1 protein-coding gene and 2 pseudogenes (1 of these 3 running past the window's edge) are annotated in these 25,029 nt (G+C 67.0%); all 3 read right to left on the minus strand.

Going from position 1 to position 25,029, the window contains the following annotated elements:
- A protein-coding gene (locus ACQPW1_RS44415; RefSeq protein WP_433659587.1) for a non-ribosomal peptide synthase/polyketide synthase crosses the window boundary here: on the minus strand, positions 1–11,942 show its beginning. It extends 13,309 nt beyond the left edge of the window; only the first 11,942 of its 25,251 coding nucleotides appear in the window; it begins with the start codon at positions 11,940–11,942; the stop codon falls past the left edge of the window.
- Positions 11,942–17,193, minus strand: a pseudogene (locus ACQPW1_RS44420) (amino acid adenylation domain-containing protein). Before ACQPW1_RS44420 ends, ACQPW1_RS44415 begins: the two are co-directional and overlap by 1 nt.
- Positions 17,179–25,020, minus strand: a pseudogene (locus ACQPW1_RS44425) (amino acid adenylation domain-containing protein); the annotation flags it as partial. The pseudogenes ACQPW1_RS44425 and ACQPW1_RS44420, both read right to left, overlap by 15 nt.
- Between the last annotated feature and the right edge of the window lie 9 nt (positions 25,021–25,029).

The raw sequence follows: 25,029 nt of genomic DNA on the forward strand, positions 1-25,029 counted from the left end.
AAAGCCGCCCGCAATGCGTCCGTGTCCAAGGCGCCGGTGAGCCTGATGGTGATCGGAATGTTGTAGACGGCCGATGCCGGATCGAGGCGATTCAACAGCCACATCCGAGTCTGCGCGAGCGACAAGGGAATACGAGCCGGACGCTCGCGAGCCGCTAGTTCCGGCCTTGGCGTCTCCGTGGCAAGCCGCGCGGAATGCGCAACCCGCGTGGCGAGTTCAGCCACTGTCGGTGCCTCGAACACCGCACGGACTGTCAGTGCGCAATCGAATGTCGCATTCGCTCTGGCGACAAGGCGCATGGCGAGCAACGAGTTGCCGCCGCGGGCGAAGAAGTCGTCGTCCGCGCCGATCCGGTTGCCCGCAGCGCCGACCAGGTCCGTGATCAACGCGGCGAGCACCGACTCGACACCCTCACGCGGAGCACGGAATCCCACTGTGGCGCCGGTGAATTCGATGGCGGGCAACGCAGCACGGTCGAGCTTGCCGGCCGTGCTCAATGGCATCTCGTCGAGCACGACCAGGTGCGCGGGAACCATGTACGCGGGCAGTCGATCCCGTAGGTCGGCGAGTACGGCTTCGGGAATCAGCTCCGTGCCGGTGGCGTAGCCGACCAGACATTCGTATCCCGATGTGTCCCGGGTGAGCAACACGGCAGCGTTCGCCACACCCGCCACACCGGCCAGTGCCGCCTCGATCTCGCCGAGCTCGATCCGCTGGCCGCGTAGCTTGATCTGGAAGTCGTTGCGGCCCAGGTACACCAGATCGCCATCGCGATTCCAGCGCACCAGGTCGCCGGTGCGATACATCAGCCGCCCCGGTACCCCGAACGGATCCGCGGTGAACCGCTCCGCCGTCAGCCCCGGCCGCCCCTGATAGCCGCGAGCCAATTGGTCGCCGGCCAGATACAACTCACCCGTGACCCCGATCGGCACCGGGCGCAGCCGGGTGTCCAACACGTACGCGCGGGTGTTCCAGCAGGGGCGGCCGATCGCCACCTCCCGACCGGAATCGACGTCGGCGTCGGTGAACTCGTGGAAGACGGCCGAGATCGCCGCTTCCGTCGGCCCGTACGCGTTGTGCACCGCACCGTCGAAGCCGGATCGGAGTGACGCGAGCAGATCCGGGGTGAGCGCCTCGCCGCCGCAGTGCAGGTGCCGGAAGGAGCGCAGCGCATCGCCCATGCCCTCACCGATCAGCGCGGCGAGCACCGACGGCACGTACTCCGCGATGGTGATGTGGTGCGTGCGAACCAGGCCCGCGAGGTATGCCAGGTCCAGATGCCCGCTGGGGCGGGCGATCACCAGTGGCGCGCCGACGGCGATCGGCAGGAAGCATTCCCACACCGACACGTCGAAGGTCAGCGGGGCCCGCTGCAGAATCCGGTCGGCCGCGGTCACCTCGTAGCGGAATTCCAGCCAGCGCAGCTGATTCATGATGGCGCGGTGGGTGACGGCAACGCCCTTCGGGCGGCCGGTCGAGCCGGAGGTGAACAGCACGTACGCTGTATTGTCCTGGCGCAGCGGCACTCTCCGCTCTGCCTCGGTCACGGGAGCGTCGGAGAAGTCGTCGAGGACGAGGTCAGCGATCTCGACCACGCGGGTGTCTTCGAGTTCCGGCAGCACCGCGCCGCCGACTGACAACACCAATGCCGGTGCAGCGCTATCGATTAGCTGGGCGATGCGATCGGCGGGGTGCGCCGGATCGATCGGCAGATAGGCGCCGCCCGCACGCACGATCGCGGACATCGTCACGAGCATGTCGACGGACCGCAGTGCCGCGAGGCCGACGATCGTCTCCGGGCCGACACCCGCCGCGATGAGCCAGCGGGCGAGGCGATTCACCCGTGACGCGAGCTCGGCGTAGGTCACCGAAGTGCCCTCGTAGTACACCCCGATCTCCTCTGGGCTCGCCGCCGCTCGCGTGGTGAGCAGATCGTCGAGCGTCTCCGGCGGGAGCACCCGGGCGGTGGCGTTGCGGTCGCACAGCAGCAGGCCGCGTTCGGCACCCGACATCAGGTCGACATTGCCGACCAGTGTGCGAGTGTCGCGCACCATTGCCCGCAAGGCTCGCTCGAAGGCGGCGAGGAAACCGAACACGGTCGGCTCGTCGAACAGGTCGAGCGCGTAATGCAGGTGGACGTCGATGCCCGCGGGCGTGCCGTTCGCGTCGTAGCGGTCGGTCAGCGTCCAGTCCAGGTCCAGCTGGATCGGTGCCGGGCCGACCTCGAGCGCGGCGATGTTCAGCCGGTGCAGCTGGAAGTCTGGTTCCGCGTGGTTCTGGAGAGTGAGTGCGACCTGGTAGAGCGGCGAGTGTGCCTGAGACCGGACCGGATTCAGGGCGTCGACGAGTTGCTCGAATGGGACCATCGCGTGGTCGAATGCGGCGAGGTCGGTCGCACGGACGGTGGCGAGCAACTCGGCCAGGGTCGCATCCGGCCGAATCTCGGTGCGCAGCAACAAGGTATTGACGAACATGCCCACGAGTTCGTCGAGCGCCGCGTCACCTCGGCCCGCGACAGGAGCGCCGATCGCGATGTCGGTGGTCGCGGCGTAGCGGCTCAGCACCACCGTCAGCGCGGCGTGCAGCACCATGAACGGGGTCACCCGGTGGGTGGCAGCCAAGTCTTGAATCTCTTGATGCAGCGCCGGATCCAGCCGCCCGGTGATCGCCCCGCCGCGGTTGGTCGCGACCGCGGGACGCGGGCGGTCCGACGGCAACAGCAACAGGTCGGGGATGCCCGCGAGTCGGTCCGTCCAGAATCGCAGCTGACGCGACAGTACCGAGCGCGGGTCTTCGGCCGAGCCGAGCGCGGTGCGCTGCCAGACCGCGAAGTCGGCGTACTGCACGGCCAGCCGACTCCATGCCGGAGCGGAGTCCGCGCATCGTGCGACGTAAGCGGCCGCCAGGTCGCGCGTCAGCGGTGCGAAAGACCAACCGTCGGCTGCGATGTGGTGGACGACGAAGAGCAGGACGTGCACGCGGCTGCCCGCTGACACGGCCGACTCGCCATCGTCCAAACGCAGCAGGCGAACTCGCAGCGGAACCTCGGCCGTGACGTCGAATCCGTTCGACGCCGCGTTGGCGATGAGTTCGGGGAGCTCGCCCGGGCGCACCGGGCGGGCCACCAGGTCGACCAGCTTTGTCTCTGCGGGGAGCACCACCTGTATTGCGGCACCGTCGTGTTCGGGGTAGATCGTGCGCAGCGTCTCGTGCCGCGCGATGACGTCGGTGATGGCCGCCTCGAGGGCGGGGACGTTCAGCGCGCCGGTGAGCCGCAGCGCGAAGGGAATGTTGTAGCCGCTGCTCGTGGTGTCGAACCGGTTGAGAAACCACATGCGCTGCTGGGCGATCGACAGTGGGATCGGGTCGGGTCGATCAGGTGCCGTGAGCGGCGGCAGGACGGTGGATTCGGCGTCGGCCAGCCGGTCGACCGTGAGCCGCCGAGCCAGCCCACGAACGGTGGACGCGTCGAAGATCGTGCGCACCGGGACCTGGGTGCCGGTGGCCTTCCCGAGCCGGGCAGCCAGTTGAGTGGCAATCAGTGAGTTGCCACCGAGCGCGAAGAAGTCATCATCCGCGCCGATTCGGTCGGTGCCGAGCACGGCCGTAAACGTCTCGGCGACAAGCACTTCCGCCTGACCGGTAGGCTCCTGGAATTCCGTAGAAGGAAGGACCGGCGCGGGCAACGCTTTACGATCCAGCTTGCCGGAAGCGTTGACCGGAAGATGGTCAAGCGTCACGAAGGCCTGCGGCACCATGTATCCCGGCAGCCGCGTCGCCAATTCGGCACGTAGCTCGTCGATGTCGACCGGGCTTTCCGCCACCAGATAGGCCACCAGTCGGTCGCCGGTCGAGTGGTCACCCCGAACCAGAACAACAGCCTGGGCAACGGCGGGCATGGACACCAGTGCCGACTCGATCTCGCCCAGTTCGATCCGCAGCCCACGGATCTTCACCTGGAAGTCGGTGCGCCCCAGGTACTCCAGCTCTCCGGCAGAGGTCCACACCACGAGGTCGCCGGTGCGGTACATGCGATCGCCTGCCGGACCGAACGGGTCAGCCACGAACCGATCACCCGTCAGATCCGCTCTTCCCCAATAGCCACGGGCCAGCTGCGCCCCTGCCAGATACAACTCCCCTGGCACACCCGCGGGGACGGGCCGCAGCCGCGCATCGAGCACGTACGTCCGGGTGTTCCAGATCGGTGCGCCCATCGGCACGGTGCGGGTATCGGCGTCGGTGACCTCATGGAACGTCACCTCGACCGCGGCTTCGGTGGGTCCGTAGCCGTTGTGCACCCGCGCGCCCGTCAGTTCCCGCATCCGCTGCGCTGTCCCAGCGGGTAGTGCTTCGCCGGAACAGAACACGTCGCGCAGCGTGGTCACCTCGACCGCGTCGGCGACGAACACCGCCAACATGGATGGCACGAAATGCGCTGCGGTCACGCCTTCCCGGCGCATCAGCTCCGCCAGATAGACCGGGTCCTGATGGCCGTCCGGCTTGGCAAGCACCAGCCGCGCGCCGACCTGCAACGGCCAGAAGAACTCCGGCACCGACACGTCGAAGGTGGCCGGTGTCTTCTGCAACAGCACGTCCTCGGCACCGAGCGCGACATACGCCGACTGCATCCACCGCAGCCGATTGACGATGCCCGCGTGACTCATCGCCACGCCCTTCGGCCGTCCGGTCGAGCCGGAGGTGAACAGGACGTACGCGATATTCGCGGGATACAGCGGAGCCCCTCGATCGGCGTCGGTCAGCGACGCGTCCGAGTAGCCGGACAGGTCGAGCCGGTCGATACGCTGCTGCGCGACAGCGTAATTCAGATCGCCGCCTGAGGTGAGCACACAGATCGGTGCGGCGGTGTCGAGGATATGCGCGGTGCGCTCGGCTGGATGGCCCGGATCCAGCGGCAGGTAACCACCGCCCGCGGTGATGACCGCATACATGCCGACCACCAGATCGATAGACCGCCGCATACCTAGCGCGACAACCGAATCCGGGCCGACGCCTTGTGCGACGAGCCAGCGCGCCAATCGATTCACCTGGCCCGCGAATTCGGCATAGGACAGACTCGTCCCCTCGAAGGTCAGGGCAGTGGCATCGGGCGTCCGAGTCGCCTGCTCGGCGAATAGCGAAGCGAGCGTGTGTGTCTCGGCCAGCGGATGCGCGGTGTCGTTCCATCCGCGCAGAACGAGCTCACGTTCGGTCTCGGCGAGCAGCTCGATATCGCCGACCTGCTGCTCCGAATCCGCCGCCGCGGCAGTGAGCAACCGGAGGAAACGGGCGACGAATGATTCGATGGTCGCCGCGTCGAAGAGATCGGTGGCGTAGCGCAGGCTGCTTGTCAGACCCGCGCCGTCTTGCCCTTCGTTCACCACCAGGTGCAGGTCGAATTTGGCTCCGCCGTCCTCGATCTCGACCGGCTCGATCGAAAGCCAGGGCACCTCGATGGCACCGGTGCGGAGAACAGGCTGTGTCTCACCGAAGCTGAGCATCACCTGGAACAGCGGATGCGCACCGGCGCTTCGATCGACGGCCATGGCGTCGACCAACCGCTCGAAAGGCAGGTCGGCGTTGGCGAACGCGGCCAGATCGGCATCACGTACCTGTCGGACGAGCTCGCCGAACGAAGAATCCGCGGCGACCGGTGTCCGAAGCACGAGCGTATTGACGAACATGCCGATGAGCGCGTCGAGTTCGCGTTCACCGCGGCCGCCGATGGGTGAGCCGATCACGATGTCGTCGCTGCCGCTCAGTCGCGCCAGCGTGGCCGCGAACGCGGCGTGCAGCACCATGAACAAGGTCGCGCCGCTGCGTTGCGCGATGGCACGCAGGCCGGTGACCACCGCTGCATCCACCATGAAATCCACTTCCGCACCATGTTTCGACGGCACCGCCGGTCGTGGCCGGTCGGTCGGCAAGGTGGTCTGTGCCGGAGCGCCGTCGAGGACGTCGCGCCAGAATCGCAGCTGCTGGTAGGCCGGATCACCCGGGACGTCCGCCGAGCCGAGCAATTCCCGTTGCCACAGGCTGTAATCCGCGTACTGCACGGGCAGGTCCGTCCAGTCCGGTGCTTGGCCGATGAGCCGGGCGAGATAGGCCCGAACCAGATCGGTGACCAGCGGCGGCATGGACAAAGCGTCGGCAGCGATGTGGTGGACGGCGAACACGAGCACGTACTCGTCGCCGGTGACACCGCGTGCGTCGTCGACTCGGTCTACCAGCAAAAGCGCCACGCGCGAGGGCAGTTCGGTCGTGACATCGAATCCCGCCCGCGTGATCGCCGCGACGGCCGAGGCCACTTGGGACCGCTCGACCGGAACCGGGTTGAGACTTAGACCGATGTCCCCGCCGTCCAGGATCAGTTGGTAGGGCCCGGTTTCGGTATCCGGATACAGGGTGCGCAGCGACTCATGCCTGACCAGCACGTCCAGCACGGCGAGCTCCAGCGCGGCGACATCGAGGCGCCCGGTGAGCCGGAGCACGACCGGCAAGTTGTAGACGCTGGACGACCCGTCCTGGGTCTCCAAGCGGTTGAGGAACCACAGCCGTTGCTGCGCGGGCGACAGCGGCACTCGCTCAGGCCGAGTCCGTCGCGTCAACGCCGCCCGGGGCTCCCCCGCAGTGCTCAATGCATCCACTGCGGCGGCAAAGCCTGCCACGGTAGCAGATTCGAACAAGGCGCGCAAGGGAACTCGAACGCCGATGGCCTCGCCCACCCGGGCGGTCACCTGGGTGGCATCCAGCGAACTTCCGCCGAGCGCGAAGAAGTCGTCGTCCAGGCCGACCCGGTCGACTCGGAGCACCTCGGTGAATACCGAGGCGATCAAGCGTTGCGCAGCGTCAACCGGAGCCCGGAACTGCTCGACCCCGAGCACCGGAATCGGCAGCGCCGCACGGTCCAGCTTGCCGCTGCTACCGAGCGGGAACTCACTGAGCTCCACGAGCGCGGTCGGCACCATATAGGCGGGAAGACGCTGTGCCAAAGTGACTTTGAGGGCGGCAGTATCAAGCTCGGCCCCTGGTGTCCGAACCACATAGCCCGCCAGGTAGTCCCCGGATGCACCGGTGACGAGTCGCGCCACCGCTCGGCTCACGTCGGGCGCCGCCAGCAGCGCCGTCTCGATCTCGGCGAGTTCGATGCGCTGGCCACGGAACTTGACCTGAAAGTCCGTGCGGCCCAGATAGACCAGTTCACCGTCCTGACTCCACCGCACCAGATCGCCGGTGCGGTACATGCGTTCGCCGCTCATCCCGAACGGATTCGCGATGAAGCGATCGGCGGTGAGGTCGACTCGGCCGTGATAGCCACGGGCCAGCTGGTTTCCGGCCAGGTACAGCTCCCCCGGCACCCCGATCGCGACCGACCGCAGGCGTGCGTCCAGCACATACACCTGGGAATTCCACTCCGGCTCACCGATCGGCACGACCGCTGTGTCCTCGGTGGTCACCTCGTGGGACGTGATCGACACGGCTGCTTCGGTGGGCCCGTACAGGTTGTGCAACCCGGCATCGCTCACCGCCTGGAACGCGGCCACCGTCTCCGGCGAGAGCGCCTCACCGATGACGAAGACGTCACGGAGAGAATCGAGTTCGCCGGGCGTGGCATGCACGGCGAAGACAGACAGCATGGACGGCACGAAGTCGGTGAGCGTGACACCTTGGCGGGCAATGGTTTCCGCTAGATAGCGCGGATCGCGGTGCCCATCCGGCGCGGCGAGCAGCAGCGTCGCACCCGCGCGCAGCGGCAGGAAGTAGCCCCAGACAGACACGTCGAAGGTGGTCGCCGTCTTCTGTAAGTAGACATCGCCGGTGCGCAGGCGGTATTCGGCATGCATCCACGCCAGCTGGTTGGCGATGGCGCGATGACTGACCGACACACCCTTGGGCTTGCCGGTCGAGCCGGACGTGAAGATGACGTAGGCAGGGTGTTCCGGATGCAACAGAGCGCGCCGCTCGCGGTCGCCGATCTTGGCGGCCGAGTACACCGATAGATCGATCTCATCGACGTGGCGCACGCTAACCGTTGCGGGAAGCGTGAATCCGGCGGCTCGGGTGGTGAGTATGGAATGTGGTCGGGCGGTATCGAGAATGTGCCCGATCCGCTCGGCCGGATGCGAGGGATCCACCGGCACGTAAGCGCCACCCGCTCGCGCGACCGCGTACATGGCAACGACCAGTTCGATCGAACGCGGCATCGCCAGCACGACGAGGGATTCCGGGCCGACACCGGCGTCGATGAGCATTCTGGCCATGCGGTTGGCCTGATCGGAGAGCTCGGCGTAAGTCAGCCGCAGCGAATCGGTCGCCAGGGCAACGGCATTCGGGGTGCGGCGGACCTGGTTGTCGAATCCTTCGTGTAGGAACCGGTCGGCGACCTTGTGGCCGCTGGCATTCCAGCTCGCGGTGACGTAGTCGAGTTCACCCGCGTCGAGCAGCGTGATGTCGCCGACAGGCGTCTGCGGTTCGGCTACCGCGGCACGTAACAACCGGACGAACTTGGCTGCGAACTCACGCACCGTCGCCGCGTCGAACAGATCTGTCGCGTAGGTGAATTCAGCGCGGTATTCCGTATCGGCATCCGAAACGGTCAGCTGTAGGTCGAACTTCGCGAAGCCGGGATCGAAATCGACCAGATCGGTGGCAAGATCAGGCAGCGCCGGGGTGACCAGTCCCAGGTTCTGCATGAACAGCGCCACCTGGAACAGCGGATGTCTGGCCTGGGATCGTGCCGGATTCAGCACCTCCACGAGGCGCTCGAACGGGATGTCCGCGTGCGCGAAGGCACGCAGGTCACGTTCGCGGGCGTGGCCGATCAGCTCGGCGAAGGTGGCCGCGCCATGGATCTCGGTGCGCAGCACGAGCGTGTTCACGAACATGCCGACCAGGTCGTCCAGCGCCGCATCGCCGCGGCCCGCCACCGGTGTGCCGATCGCGATGTCGGTCGTGCCCGACAGCCGGGCCAGCAGCGCGGCCAGTGCGGCGTGCAGGACCATGAACGGCGTTGCGTGGCACCGGGCGGCGACCTCGTCGATCGCGGTGCGCAGCGCGGCGTCGATGCGGAACTCGTGGGTGGCGCCGCGATAGGAGGCCCGTGCCGGTCTCGGCCGGTCGACGGGCAGATCCAACTGTGCGGGCAGTTCGGCCAATTCGGCACGCCAGAACGCCAGCTGGCGGGCGGCGGACGAGTCGGGATCGGCCTCGTCGCCGAGCACCCGCTGCTGCCAGAGCGCGTAATCCGCGTACTGCACAGCCAGCGGAGACCAGCCGGGCGCACGCCCGCCGCGCCGGGCGGCGTACGCGGTGCCGAGGTCACGCACCAGCGGACCGAGCGAGACACCGTCGGCGGCGATGTGATGCACGACGAGCACCAGCGTGTGATCCGTTGGCCCGCAGCGCAACAGGCGAACCCTGACTGGAATCTCCTCGGCGACATCGAAGCCCTGGGCGGCGACCATCAGGACTGCGGCCGCGAGCTTGTGCTCCGGCACCACGGACGGCGTCAGGTCGAACACCGCGTGTACCCGGCGGATCAACTGCGCGGGACCCGCCAACGTCTGCGGGTAGACGGTACGTAGGACTTCATGTCGCGCAACGAGATCCGTGATCGCTGCGGAGAGAGCCGGCACATCGAGCTCACCGCGGAGTCGCAGGGCCACCGGAATGTTGTCCACTGCGGCGGTGTCGAATTCGCGACCTGATTCCGCGTCGGTGCCGAATCGGTTGAGGAACCACATGCGTCGCTGCGGCGGCGACAGCGGAATGTGCTCAGGCCGCTGCCCGGCCACCAACGGTGGGCGGTCCATGCCGTGCAGCGACAAGGCAGCGATCGCACCCACTGTTGGGCAGTCGAAGAAGTCTCGAACGTCGATCGTGACGCCGAGCGCGGTCGAGATGCGGGCGATGGCTCTGGTCGCGATGAGCGAATTCCCGCCCAGCGCAAAGAAATCGTCGTCGGCGCCGACCCGGTCGATGCCGAGCAACCCGGCGAAGATCTCGGCGATCGTCAACTCGGCGACAGTCTCCGGTGCGCGGTATGCGGTTGCGCCGGAACCGAAATCGGGCTCCGGCAGGGCGCGACGATCCAGTTTGCCGTTGACGTTCAACGGCATCGCGTCCAGCACCACGATCAGCGACGGCACCATGTACTCGGGTAGCTCACGCCGCACCGACGTCAACACCGCAACCGGATCAATCGTGCCGCTGCCCACGACGTAGCCGACCAGATGATCACCGCTCCGGTGTCGGTGCAGTGTGACCGCCGCCTGGGTCACCCCAGGGTGCCGCACCAGTGCCGCCTCGACTTCCCCCAGCTCGATCCGCAGTCCGCGCAGCTTCACCTGGAAGTCGATGCGGCCGAGGTACTCCAGTTCGTCCGGTCCGCCGCCGGTGTCGGGCACCCAGCGCACCAGATCGCCGGTGCGGTAGATCCGCTCACCCGCCGGTCCGTCCGGGCTTGCGACGAACCTCTCCGCCGTCAGACCGGGGCGGGCGATGTACCCCCGCGCCAGCTGCACGCCCGCGAGGTAGAGCTCACCGACCACGCCGGTAGGCACCGGGCGCAGATTGTCGTCCAGCACCAGCAGATCGGTGTCGTCCGCGGCTGCCCCGATCGGCACGCTCGGCACATCGGCGGCCGTCACCTCGTGCGCGGTCACGTCTACCGCGGCCTCGGTGGGCCCGTACAGGTTGTGCAGCGTCGCCCCGCTGATGTTGCGGAACGCCGCGGCGGTCGCGGCCGGAAGTGCCTCGCCAGAAGCGAAGACCAAGCGCAGCGAGTCCACCGCGGCCGGTGCCTGCGGTTCGTCGGCGAACACCGCGAGCATCGACGGCACGAAATGCGCGACGGTGACCCTGCTTTCGGCGATGACCTCCGCCAGATACCCGGGATCGCGATGCCCATCCGGCGCCGCGATGACCAGCCGGGCGCCGACTTGCAACGGCCAGAAGAACTCCCACACCGAGACATCGAAGGTGAACGGCGTCTTCTGCAGCACGACGTCGTCCGCCCGCAGCCGATACAGCCGCTGCCGCCAGCGCAGATTGGCCAGGATCGCGCGATGCGATACGGCGGCACCCTTGGGTCGGCCGGTCGAACCAGAGGTGAAGATCACGTACGCGGTGTTGTCCGCGTACAGCCGCGGCAAGGACTGATCGGTCGTCGGCGATTCGGTTACGGCGCCGCGGAATTCGTCCATGCGGAGCGCGCGCACCTCGCCGAGATCCGGCTGGTCACGCGTCGTGGTGAGCACCAGGACCGGGCGCGCGACCTCGAGCACATAGGCGATGCGCTCGGCAGGGTGATCGGGATCGATCGGCACATACGCACCGCCCACCTTCAGGATCGCGTACATGCCGATCAGCAGATCGAATGAACGGCGAACAGCCAGCCCCACCAAGGCATCTGGGCGCACACCCAGTGTGATCAGCCGGTAGGCAAGCGCATTCGCCCTGCCATCGAACTCGGCGTACGTAAGGGTGTTGCCCGCATACTCGAGCGCCACCGCGTCCGGGGTCAGCCGCACCTGCTTCTCGAATTCGCTGACCAGCGTCTCGACGGGAGCGAGGTCCGCGGGCAGCACACGTCCCGCCGCGGCGAGCGCATCGTCCAGCAGTCCCGTCAGCACCGCACCCAGCGCCCCATCGGCCGATTCCAGCAGTGCGGGAAGCTGACCCGACACCACCACCGGCACCAATGCCTCCGGGCCGAGACCATCGCCCATGGCTTCGGCCAATGCCGCCAATTCGGTGGCAAGCGCCGCGTAGGTGATGGTCACGTCGTCGTGGCGCAGCGCGACTCGTTGCGGGTCCAGTTGGGCGACGGTCTCGATCAGGCCGGGTAGGTCGTCGACTCCGTAGGCGCGACGCAGTGCCGCAGCACCATCGAGCCCTGATCTGGCGCCGAGTCCACCGGGTACGACCGAATCTTCATGGGACATCAGCTGTTTCCTTCCGAGTCGAGCACCGACGCCGAGCCGGCCAGCAGGGTCCGCAGCAGCGCCGCGAGACCACTACCGCCGAGGCCGGCGAGGATGCCGGGCACCAGCCCGGCGAGCGAGACATTGATCAGGGCTTCGGGTTTCGCCGCGGCGCCCATGGCCCTGGCGACCGTCGTGAGCTTCGCGTCGAGCTCGCGATAGGAGATCGCCCGATCGCCGTGGGTGAACGCGATGGAATTCGGTGCGCGGCGAGCCGCGGCGGCGATGAGTGCGGGCAGGTCTGCAGGAGCTGCCTGTGGTTGTCGTTCCCGCACTGAGCGGATGTCGATCGAGCGGATCGCGCTCTCTGGGTCGGTGGCCACCGCGGTCAATACCCGGAGCAACCGTGCGGCGAAGGAGCCAACAGTCGCGGCCTCGAAAATGTCTGTCGCGTAGCCGAACCGCATGCTCAGACCGGTCCGAGCGCCGTTGCTACCGAACCGTTCGACAGCCGTGAGCTGAAGATCGAACTTCGCCTCGTCGAGGCCGAGATCGAGGGCCTCGACGTCGAGCCCGGGTAGCGCGACGGTGGTGCCGGGCAGGTTCTGGAAGGTGAAGAGCACCTGGAACAGTGGCGGGTAGGAACTGGACCTGGAGCGGCCGACTGCATCGACCACCTGCTCGAACGGGACATCCGCGTGCGAGAGCGCGGCCAGGTCCCGTTCGTGTGCTTGGCGCAGCAGGTCGCGGAACCCGGCGCGCGGATCGACCTCGGTGCGCAGTACCACCGTATTGACGAACATCCCGATCAGGTCGTCGAGTTCGCGTGCCCCGCGTCCGGCGACCGGGGCACCGATGGTGATGTCGTTCGTTCCGGCCAGTTTGGCGAGCAGCACCGCGAATGCGGCGTGGATCACGGTGAACAGCGTCGTGTTGTGTTCGCGGGCGAGTTCGTCCAACCGGACGGTGAGTTCGGCGTCGATATCGAATTCGACGTTCGCTCCGCGCATGTCGCGGCGGGCGGGTCTCGGTCGGTCGGCACTGGGAGCAGTTCGGGAGCACCGGCCAGTTCCCTTGTCCAATATGCGAGTTGGCGAGAGGCCACGCTGGTCGGATCGGCCTCCGAGCCGAGTAGGTCTCGCTGCCAGGTGCTGTAGTCCGCGTACTGGACATCCAGCGGTGCCCAGTTGGCTTCCCGACCCGTCGATCGGGCGATGTAGGCGCGCACCAGATCCCGGGTCATGGGTGCCACCGAGTACCCGTCGGCGCTGATGTGGTGCAGCACAACGACGAGCACGTGTTCGGCGGTGCTGATCGCGAAGAGCGCCGCCCGCACCGGTGGCGCCGCCGTGATATCGAAGGCGGCAGAGACGAATTCGGTGATGCGCCCCGCGATGTCCGCCTGCGAAACGGCCCTCGGCGTGAGATCGAAGGACAGCTCCGAGACCGAGACCACCTCTTGCACCGGCCCGTCCGCGGTGTCCGGATACCGGGTACGGAGCGCATCGTGCCGGGCGAGGATGTCCTGGATCGCCGCTGTCAGCGCGGGTACGTCCAGTGCGCCGCTGAGCCGCAGCGCCATCGGGATGTTGTAGGCCGCGGAATTCGGCGCCAGCCGGTTGACCACCCACATCCGTTGCTGCGCAGGCGACAACTTCGCTGGCCCGGAGTCGGTCCGCCGCAACAGTACGGGTCGCGCGTCGGTGCCGTCCACGGCCGCGAGGTGCTCGGCGAGCCCGCCGACAGTGGGTTCCTCGAATACCGCGGACACCGGCACCTGGATGCTCAATGCCGCACTCAGTCTCGCTGCCAGGCGGGTGGCCATCAGCGAATTGCCGCCCATGGCGAAGAAGTGATCGTCGAGACCCGCTGTCTCGGTGCCGATCACGTCGGCGAAGGTCGCCGCGACCACCTTCTCCAGCTCCGTCGTGGGAGCGCGGAAGACCGCCTCGGTGAACACAGGTTCGGGCAGCCGTGCACGATCGACCTTGCCATTCGCGTTGAGCGGCAACTCCTTCAGCACGACGACCGCGGCAGGAACCATGTACGTCGGCAGTTCGGTTGCCAGAGCGCTTCGCAAGTTGGCTGCGAGTTCCGCGCTCCTAAGCGAATCCTGATCGGGCACAGCGGTGTACGCGATCAGCCGGGCACCGGATCGTTCGTTCTCCATGACCACCGCGACAGCCGCGCGTACCCCCGGCTGTCGCCGCAGCACGGCCTCCACCTCGCCGAGCTCGATCCGGAATCCGCCGAGCTGCACCTGGAAGTCCGCCCGCTCCAGGTACTCGAGCGTGCCGTCTGATCGCCAGCGGACGATGTCGCCGGTCCGGTACATCCGACCGTTCGTGTACGGGTCGGCCACGAACCGATCCGCGGTCCGGCCGGGTCGGCGCTGGTAGCCACGGGCCAATTGCGCACCCGCCAAATACAGCTCGCCCGGAACGCCCACCGCGACCGGCTGTAGCCGCGAGTCGAGCACATAGACCCGACTGTTCCAGACTGGTGAGCCGATCGACACCGTGTGTGCGGGATCGGCGTCCACCTCGAAGGCCGTGATCGACACCGCGGCCTCGGTGGGGCCGTAGAGATTGAACAGCTGCGCCGAGGTGTGGCGTCGGAACTCGATAGCGGTCGCCGGTGGCAAGGCTTCCCCGATCGCGAGTACCCGGCGCAGGGAAGCTGGTAGCGGGGCGTCGGGTGCGGCCGACAGCAGCATGCCGATCAGCGAGGGCACCGCGTGCAGCACGGTGCCGCCGTGGCGTTCGATGAGGGCGCGTAACCGATCCGGATCTCGTTCGGTGCCTGGCTCGGTGATGACCAGGCGGCCGCCGGTCACCAGCGGAGACCAGAACTCCCAGACGGACAGGTCGAACGTGGCCGGGGTCTTCAGCAGGACGCGATCGTCCGATCCGAGTGCGAAATAGGCGCGCAGCCAGGCGAGTTGGTTCACGATCGCCGAGTGCGGGATGGTGACGCCCTTGGGCAGGCCGGTCGAGCCGGAGGTGAAGATCACGTACGCCGGATGGTCGGGGCGCAGCGGGCGGATTCGCGCCGCGTCGTCGATGGCTGTCGCCGCCATGTCGGAGAGATCGAGCCGGTCGACTTCCAGGGCGGGCAGCGATGTTTCGATCGGCATGCCATCGCGAGACGTCGTCAGGATCACCACCGGCGCCGCCGTATCTACGGTGTAGACAATGCGATCCACGGGATGATCGGGGTCGATAGGAACGTAGGCTCCACCCGCACGAATCACGGCGAACATGGCGACAACCAGGTCGATCGAACGCCGCATCGCGAGCAGGGTCGTCGTCTCGGGACCGACGCCGCACGCGATCAACCTGCGCGCCAACCGATTTACCCGTGCATCGAAGTCCGCATAGGTGAGCTCGCGCTCGGTTGCGGCATCGATCAAGGCAACCGCCTGCGGCGTCCGCGCGACCTGTGCATTGAACAGGTCCGCCAGCGTCATCGACTCGACCGGATGTGCGGTGGAGTTCCACTGGCGCAGTAGTTGATCCCGTTCGGCACCGAGCACATCGATGTTACCCACAACGACATCAGGCTGGACCACTACCGATTCGAGCAGGCGTCGCAGTTGAGCGGCGATCCGCTCTGCGGTCTCGGCCTCGAACAAGTCCGTCGCGTAGCCGAGGGTCAGGTCGAGACCCTCGGGTGTTCCGTCGAGTCCGTATTGATCGGCGGCGAAGAGATGCAGGTCGAATTGTGCGACCGCGCTGTCGAATTCGATCTCGTACACCTCGAGGCCGGGTAGTCGGAGAGTGCCGCGATCGTGGTTCTGGAACGAATAGCCGACCTGGAACAGGGGATGCCGTGCCGTCGACCGGGTCGGGTTCAGCACTTCGACCAGTCGCTCGAACGGCACGTCCGCGTGCGAGAACGCCGCGACATCCACCGCTCGCACACGCTGGAGTAACGATTCGAACGGCTCGTCGCCCTGCACGTCGGCCCGCAATATCAGTGTGTTGACGAACATTCCGATGACGTCGTCGAGCTCGGCCGCCCCACGCCCCGCGATCGGCGTTCCGACCGCGATATCGTCGGTGCCGGACAAGCGCGCGAGCAAGGCCGCGAATGCCGCGTGCACCACCATGAACAGCGTCGCGCCGTGCTTCCTGCCGAGCGCCACGAGATCCGCATGCAGTTGCGCGTCCACCGCGAACCGCACCCTCTTGCCGCGAAGGCTCTGGTTGGCCGGGCGCGGATGATCGGTCGGCAACGTCAACTGGTCGGGCAGTCCGGTCAACGTCCCGGTCCAGAACTGGAGCTGCTGTGCAGCAACAGATTCGGCTTCGTGCTCCGCTCCGAGCAGCGCGCGCTGCCAGAGCGCGTAGTCCGCGTACTGGACCGCGATCGGCGCCCAACCGGGCGCGCACCCGGTCAATCGTGCCGTGTACGCAACCATCAGATCGCGGACGAACGGCGCGACCGACGATCCGTCAGCGGCAATGTGGTGCAGGACGGCGGCGAGCACGAACTCGCCTGCGTCCGTTCCGTCATCGCTGCGGGAGAGGTCGCCGACGCGGAACAAACGCATTCGCACCGGCACTTCAGTGGTCACGTCGAATGTGGTGTCGGCAAGTTCGCGGATTCGCTGCGGCAGTTCGGGTTCGCACACGTCGACGGGACACAGCGACGGAACCGCCTCGGCCGCAGGCAGGATCACCTGCACCGGCGTGCCATCGAGCTCGGGATAGCGTGTGCGCAGGGATTCGTGCCTGCCGATCACGTCGCCGACCGCGGCCTGCAAAGCGGCGACGTCCAAATGACCGGACAGACGCAGTGCCAGGGGGATGTTGTAGGCGACCGAGTTTCGATCGAACCGGTTCAGGAACCACATACGCTGCTGCGCGGGTGACAGCGGGATTCCGTCCGGGCGGGCACCCGCGACCAGTGCGGGACGTGCATTGCCCGCCGCGGTGGCGCTCACGAGTGCCGCGAGATCGGCGACGCGCGGGGCTTCGAACAAGGTGCGGACACCGACGGTTCGGTCCATGGCTGCGCCGATTCGCGCGACAGCCTTGGCCGCCAGCAGGGAGCTGCCGCCGAGGGCGAAGAAGTCGTCGTCCGCGCCCACCGATGCCGCCGACCCCAGCACCTCGGCGAAGACCGCGGCGACGACCTGCTCGGCCATCGTGGCGGGTCGGCGATAGACCTTCGACTCGAAGGTGGGTGCGGGCAATGCCGCGCGATCGAGCTTTCCGTTGACGGTCAGAGGGATTCGGTCCACCGGGACGATCGCGGCAGGCACCATATGCTCCGGTAGCCGATGCCCGAGTGCCTGCCGCAGTCCTGCGACGTCGAGGTCCTCGTCAGCCACCGAGTAGGCGACTATGCGCGGTTCGTCGACCAGATCGGCGCGGACGACAACCGCCACCTCGCGGATCGCGGGATGGTCCAGCAGTGCGGCTTCGATCTCGCCGAGTTCGATGCGGAAGCCGCGCAGGTTCACCTGCTGATCGGCGCGGCCGAGGTACTCCAGGTCGCCGTCGACGGTCCAGCGGGCGAGATCGCCGGATCGGTAGGCCGGTGCACCGTTCTGGGCGTAAGGGTCGGCAATGAACCGGCTCGCGGTCAACGCGGGGCGACCGAGGTAGCCGCGCGCGAGTTGCCCGCCGGATACATAGATCTCGCCGGGCACCCCGACCGGCACCGGACGCAACCGATCATCGAGCACCCGAACCGCCAATCCCGCTATGGCGCCGCCGATTACGCTCGCCGATCCGGGGTCCGCGTCGATGGACCGATACGACACGTGCACCGTGGTCTCGGTGATGCCGTACATGTTCACCAGGCGCGACCCGTCGGGATGGCGGCCGAACCACCCGGTGAGACGCTGCGGCTCCAGTGCCTCACCGCCGAAAATGACGTGCCGCAAAGCGAATTCGCCGATGTTCTCGGCCGCGAGCTCGGCGGCGATCAGTTGATAGAACGCCGAGGGCGTCTGGTTGAGCACCGTGATCCGCTCGGCGATCAGCAGTTCACGGAACTGCTGGGGTGAGCGGGAGGTGTAGTAGTCGACCACGACGAGGGTGCCGCCGTGCAGCAGCGCCCCCCACAGTTCCCACACGGAGAAGTCGAAGGCGTAGGAGTGGAACATCGTCCACACATCCGACGGGCCGAAGCCGAATTGCCGCTGGGTGTTGTCGAGCAGGCGCAGCACGTTGCGATGCGGGACGACAACGCCTTTGGGCCTCCCGGTCGAACCGGAGGTATAGATGACATAGGCCACCTGCGCCGGGTGCAGTGGTGCACGCCGATCGGCATCGGTCACCGGCGAGCCGTCGGTGATGGTCGACCGCGCCACGTCGATGTCGATCACCGGTCCGCCGAACCAGCCGGCGACCAATTCCGTTGCGGCACTGGTGACCGCGCAGGTCGGGCGGGCGTCATCCAGGATGTACTCGATCCGATCGGTGGGATGGTTCGGATCGATCGGGAGGTATCCAGCACCCGCCTTGACCACCGCGAGCAGCGCGACGACCAGCTCCGCCGACCGTGGCAGCGCCACCGCCACCAACGTTTCCGGACCGACGCCTGCGGCAATGAGACGGCGGGCCAGGCGGTTGGACCACTCGTCGAGCTCTGCGTAGGTCAGCGTGCGGCCGCCTGCGCGAACCGCGGTCGCGGTCGGGTCCAGCGCGGCGGCCTGTGCGAACCGATCGGCGAGAGTGCCGGTTGCGGCAGCCTCATCCGTTCCGGTGCTTGCCCATTCGTAGAGCGCCCGATGCTGTTCTTCAGCGCTGAGCAACTGGATGTCGCCGAGCACCACGGTCGGGTCGGCCGCGATCGCGGCCAGCACCTGGGTGAATCGACGGCCGAGTACCGAGATGGTGTCCGGATCGAAAAGGTCTATGGCATAGGTGATCTCGATGTCCATGCCGTCGGCGCGACCGTCCTGATCGATGGCCTCGACCACTGTGAACTGCAGATCGAACTTGGCGGCGGCCGCGTCGAATTCGACGGGCTTTCCGCGCAAACCGGCCATCTCGAATCGGGGCAGCGTGAAGTTCTGGAAGGTCAGCGCTACTTGGAACAGGGGGTGGCGGCTCTGTGACCGTGCGGGGGCGAGCAGTTCGACGAGGCGCTCGAACGGGACATCCGCTTGCGACAGCGCGTCGATGTCCTGGTCGCGTACGGCATCCAGCACGGTCTCGAACCGGTCCCTGGAGTCGATCCGGGTGCGCAGCACGAGGGTGTTGACGAACATGCCGACGAGCTGGTCGAGCGCGGCGACACCGCGACCGGCTACCGGGGTGCCGATCGCGATGTCCGTGCTGCCGGAGAGCCTGGCCAGCAAGACCGCGAGTGCGGCGTGCACGGTGCTGAAGAGTGTGGTCTCGCGCTTGCGGGCCAATTCGCCTAGCTCGCTGTGCAAGTCGGAGTCGATCCGCAGTCGATGCGTTGCGCCACGATGAGAGGCCACTGCCGGTCGTGGTCGGTCGGCGGGGAGGTCGAGTTGCTCCGGTAGGCCACCGAGAGCCTGCCGCCAGAATTCGAGCTGACGGTCCGTGTGCGCGAAATCGGCCTGCCACAGGGTGTAGTCGGCGTACTGCACCGGCAGTGCGTCCCACGTCGGTGCCGTGCCAGCCCGGCGGGCCGAGTAGGCGGTCATCAGGTCACTGGCCAAGGGCGCCAACGAGAAACCGTCTGCTGAGATGTGGTGCAGCACCAGTGCGAGAACGTGCTCGTCATCGGAGAGCGCGAACAGCGCTGCCCGCACCGGGGTTTCGTGCGTGAGGTCGAAGGTGGTCGCGGCGAGCGCGGTGAGTCGCTCGGCCACCTCATCTTCGGGGACCCGCTCGATGTGGAGATTCGGAACAGCTTGCGCTGCTTCGACTATCACTTGCTCAGGGCCGTCGGGGCCGTCCGGATAGCTGGTTCGCAACGTCTCGTGCCGTTGCACTACGTCGGCGAGCGCGGCCGCCAATGCGGCGGTATCGAGGCAACCGGTCAGTCGGAGCGCGACAGGAATGTTGTCGACGGCGTCGCCCGGACCGGTCTGCTCGTCCACCAGGAAGCGGTTGCGGAACCACATGCGCTGCTGGGCGGGCGAGAGCGGGATCCGCGCCGGACGAGGGCGTGGTTCCAGCGCCGCGCGGCCACCGATGCCGCGCTGGGCTTCGGCATGGTCGGCCAGTGCCGCGACCGTCGGCGCATCGAACAGCGCGCGCACGGGTAGGTGCGCGTCGACGGCAGCGCCGAGGCGGGCCACCACCTGGGTGGCGATCAGCGAGTTGCCGCCGAGGGCGAAGAAGTCGTCGTCCAGGCCGACCTGCTCCGCGCCGAGGAGGTCAGCGTAGATGCTCGCGACGATCTGCTGCACCGGTGTGACCGGTGCGCGGAACTTCGCGGCCTCGAATGCCGGTATCGGCAATGCTTTACGGTCCAGCTTGCCGGAGGCGTTGACCGGTAGCTCTTCCAGCGGCACGAACGTCGAGGGCACCATGTACGCGGGTAGACGGCGGGCGAGATCGGCTTTCACCGCGTCGAGATAGATAGCGGCACCGGTTGCGGTGACGACGTACGCGACCAGTTGCTCCCCCGCCGGACTGTCAGCGCGCAACACCACGACCGCTTGGGCGACCTCGTCCAGCGCGGTGAGCGCGGTCTCGATCTCACCGAGCTCGATCCGCTGCCCGCGCAGCTTCACCTGGAAGTCGGTGCGGCCCAAGTACTCCAGCTCGCCGAGCATCGTCCAGGTAACGAGGTCGCCGGTGCGGTACATCCGCTCGCCGGTGGCAAAGGGGTTCGCTACGAAGCGGTCGCTCGTGAGATCCCGTCGGCCAACGTATCCACGAGCCAGCTGCGTGCCTGCCAGATACAGCTCACCCGCGACACCCACCGGCACCGGACGCAAGCGCGAATCCAGCACGTAGACCTGAGTGTTGAACACCGGAGCGCCGATCGGCACCGTGTCTACGTCAGTATCAGCGACCTCATGGAAGGTCACGTCGACCGCAGCCTCGGTCGGACCGTACAGGTTGTGCAGCGCCGCACCGGTCAGCTCACGCAGACGATGGGCAGGCTTGGGCGGCAACGCCTCACCCGAGGCGAAAACCAAACGCAGCGAATCACACTGAGTCGCCGTATCAGCGACGAACACTGCAAGCATCGACGGCACGAAATGAGCCACCGTCACTCGCTCGGTGCTGATGACTTCCGCAAGGTAGGACGGATCGCGGTGTCCATCAGGTCTCGCGACAACCAGGCGCGCGCCGATCTGCAAGGGCCAGAAGAACTCCCACACCGACACGTCGAAGGTGGCCGGAGTCTTCTGCAACACCACATCGGTGGCCTCCAGGCCGTACTCGGCCTGCATCCAGGTGAGGCGATTGACGATCGCGGCGTGTGCGACCGCGACACCCTTCGGCCGACCGGTTGAGCCAGAGGTGAAGATGACATAGGCGATGTTCGACGGATGCAGCGGCGCAAGACGATCCGCGTCGGTCACCGGTGCATCCGAGTAGCTCGACAAGTCGAGACTGTCGATCTCGACGGCAACGGCCTCCGTATCGAACACGTCCCGCGCTGTCGTCAGTACGCACACCGGGCGCGCCGATTCGAGCACGTAGCGGGTGCGATCGGCCGGGTGATCCGGATCCAACGGCACGTACGCACCACCAGCGACACTGACCGCGTACGTGCCGACAACCAGATCTATCGACCGCCGCATGCCCAGCGCCACCGTCGAATCCGGGCCAACGCCCATCGCGATGAGGTGGCGCGCAAGACGATTCACCCTGGCCGAGAACTCGGCATACGTCAGCGTCGCGTAGCGACTCGATGAGGGGTGGTGGTCGGGCGACGGGTGGGCCAGACTCGTCCCCTCGAACGTCACCGCGACCGCATCAGGCGTCCGACCCACCTGCGCCTCGAACATCGACACCAGCGTCGCCGACTCATCCACCACATACGCGTTGTCGTTCCAGGTGCTCAGCAGCGTCCGCTCGCCAGCGGTCAGCAGGTCGATATCGCCCACCGCTACCATCGGGTCCGCCACGACCGCGTCGAACACCAGTTGCAGCCGGGTCGCGAATACCTCGATCGTCGCCACGTCGAACAGGTCGGTCGCATACTCGAAGACCGCGGCGAGACCACCGGTGCCGGAGGCACCTTCCGCCAAGGTCAGCTGGAGATCGAACTTCGCTGTATTCGTGCTGATCTCGATCCGCGATACCTCGAGACCGGCCAGCTCAATCGATGCCTGCGCGGTGTTCTGGAAGTCGAGCATGACCTGGAACAGCGGGTGCCGCGCCGCAGATCGTTGCGGCCGCAACACCTCCACCAGCCGCTCGAACGGAACATCGGCGTGGGCAAATGCCGCGAGATCACCGTCGCGGACGGCCGCCAGTAGAGCGGTGAACGACAACTCCGGCCGCACCTCGGCCCGCAACACGAGGGTGTTGACGAACATGCCGACGAGGTCGTCCAGTGCACGCGCACCGCGTCCGGCCACTGGTGTACCGATCGCAATGTCGTGCTGCCCAGAGAGTTTCGTCAACAGGGTCGAGAACGCCGCATGTACCACCATGAACAGCGAGGCGTTTGCCGCATCGGCTAGCTCACGCAGTCGCCGGTGCGTGGCAGCATCGATCGTGAAGGCATGGCGGGCACCACGACCCGAAGCCGTCGCAGGACGTGGTCGGTCGGCAGGCAAGGTCAACACGTCCGGCAATCCGTCGAGCGTGGTCGACCAGTACCGGATCTGCTCGGCCAGTGGAGACTCCGGATCGTCCTCGGAACCTAACGTTTCGCGCTGCCACAGTGTGTAGTCGGCGTATTGCACCGGCAGCGGTACCCAGTCCGGTTCCCCACCGGCACGGCGAGCGGCGTAGGCCCGCATGAGATCCCGGGTCAGTACCGCGATGGACCAGCCGTCGGCATTGAGGTGATGTATCGCGACGACCAGCACGTGCTCGTCGGGACCTGTGCGCAGCAACGTGAGTCGAACCGGCGGCTCACGATCCACCTGGAACGGTGCCACCGCAGCGGAAGCCAGTCGTTCGTCGAGCTGGGTCCGGTCGACCTGCTCCGGCTCGAGGACAACAGCTACTTCGTCCAACACCTGTTGGCGCGGAATGCCATCGGATGCGGGATAACTGGTGCGCAGCGTTTCGTGCCTTGCGAACACATCGGAGACCGCGGCAGCCAGCACCGCGTACTCGAGCACGCCCCGCAGCCGAATCGCGGCGACCAGATTGTTCGCCACCGAGTCCGCGGCGAACTGATGCAGGAACCACATCCGCTGCTGCGCATACGACAACGGAACACGCTCCGGACGCGGTGATGCCGTCAGCTCTTGCCGCATCCTTCCGGTGCCAGAAGCAGCCAGGTGTGCGGCAAGCGGTCCAACGGTCGGGAACTCGAAGAGCGCCCGGACCGGCACATCGACACCGAGAGCTCGGGCGATCCGCGCCGCAATCTGCGTGGCCACCAACGAATTCCCACCGAGGGCGAAGAAGTCGTCGTCCAACCCCACCCGATCGGCACCGAGCACCTGCCCGAAGATCTCGGCGACAACCCGCTCAGCAGCAGTGACCGGCTCTCGAAATGCCTTGGCAGCAATCACCGGATCCGGTAGTGCTCGACGATCCAACTTGCCTGAACCACTCAATGGCATCGCCGCGAGCGACACATACGCGGTCGGCACCATGTATGACGGCAACACTGCCCGCAACCGTGCCTCGAGCTCCAGCGCACCGTCTTGGTGTTGCGTGGCCATCACCACATAGGCAACAAGCAATTCGCCTGCCCGGTGCGCGAATACGCGGACCGCAGCGGCACGCACCTCAGCCAACGCGAGCAGCGCGGCCTCGATGTCCCCCAGCTCGATCCGTTGTCCACGCAGCTTCACCTGGAAGTCACTGCGCCCCAGGTACTCCAGCGCACCGGCCCGATTGCGCTGCACCAGGTCTCCGGTGCGATACATGCGCGCACCGGACGGCCCGTACGGATTCGCCACGAACCGTTCGGAACTCAGGCCGGCGCGCCCGTGGTAGCCGCGCGCGACCTGGACACCGGACAGGTACAACTCACCGACCACGTTGTCCGGCACCGGACGCAGGCGGGCGTCGAGCACCAGCGCGTGGCTGCCGAGCACAGGCCCACCGATCGGCACCGGGCCGCGCACGGCGGGGTCGACTGGCGCGTGGGTGGCATGCACCGTGAATTCCGTCGGGCCGTACAGGTTGTACAGTTTCGCTCGGCTGACCTCGGCGAACGCAGCAGCTGCCTCGCCCGTCATCGCTTCACCGGCAACGAACACGGTCCGCATCGTGGCCAGGGCAGTGGCCGAGACCGCAGCGGCGAACACGGTCAGCATCGACGGCACGAAGGACGTCATCGTGACCCCGTGGTCGGCAATGGCATCCGCGAGATACGCACTGTCCCGATGCCCGTCGTGCTCGGCCACGACCACACGAGCACCTCTGGCCAGCGGCGCGAACAGCTCCCACACCGACACATCGAACGTCGCGGGTGTCTTGAACAGCACAACGTCGCTCGGTCCGATGCCGTACTCGCCCGCGATCCAGGTGATCTGGTTTACCGCCGAAGAGTGCTGTACCGCCACACCTTTCGGCCGCCCAGTCGACCCGGATGTGAAGATGACATAGGCGGTGTTCGCAGACCGCAGCGGTGCAAGCCGATCCGCATCCGTCACCGGCGCGCTCGAATATGCGGAGTAATCGAGAGCATCGACCGCGATATGGTTCCGGCCGCGCGCCGCTCCGTCATCGTGCAGGCCGACGATTCCGCTCGCCCACCCGTCGGCGGATCTGGTCAACACACAAACCGGACGGGCCGAAGCGACAACATGCTCGATCCGTGCGGCTGGCTGATCCGGATCGACCGGCACATACGCACCGCCTGCCGTCAATACGGCGTAGACCGCGACCACCAACTCGACAGAGCGGCGCATACCGAGCACGACCAGCGCTTCCGGCCCGACGCCCGCGCCGATCAGCACCCGCGCCAGCCGATTGACGTCCGCTGCCAGTTCCGCGTACGTCAGCGCACGGTCACCCTCGATGACCGCGATCGCGTCCGGCGTCCGGCGCACCTGCGCCTCGAAGGCCATGAGCAGCGT

Origin of the sequence: Nocardia sp. CA-128927 (assembly GCF_050955855.1) — a bacterium.
Lineage (GTDB): Bacteria > Actinomycetota > Actinomycetes > Mycobacteriales > Mycobacteriaceae > Nocardia.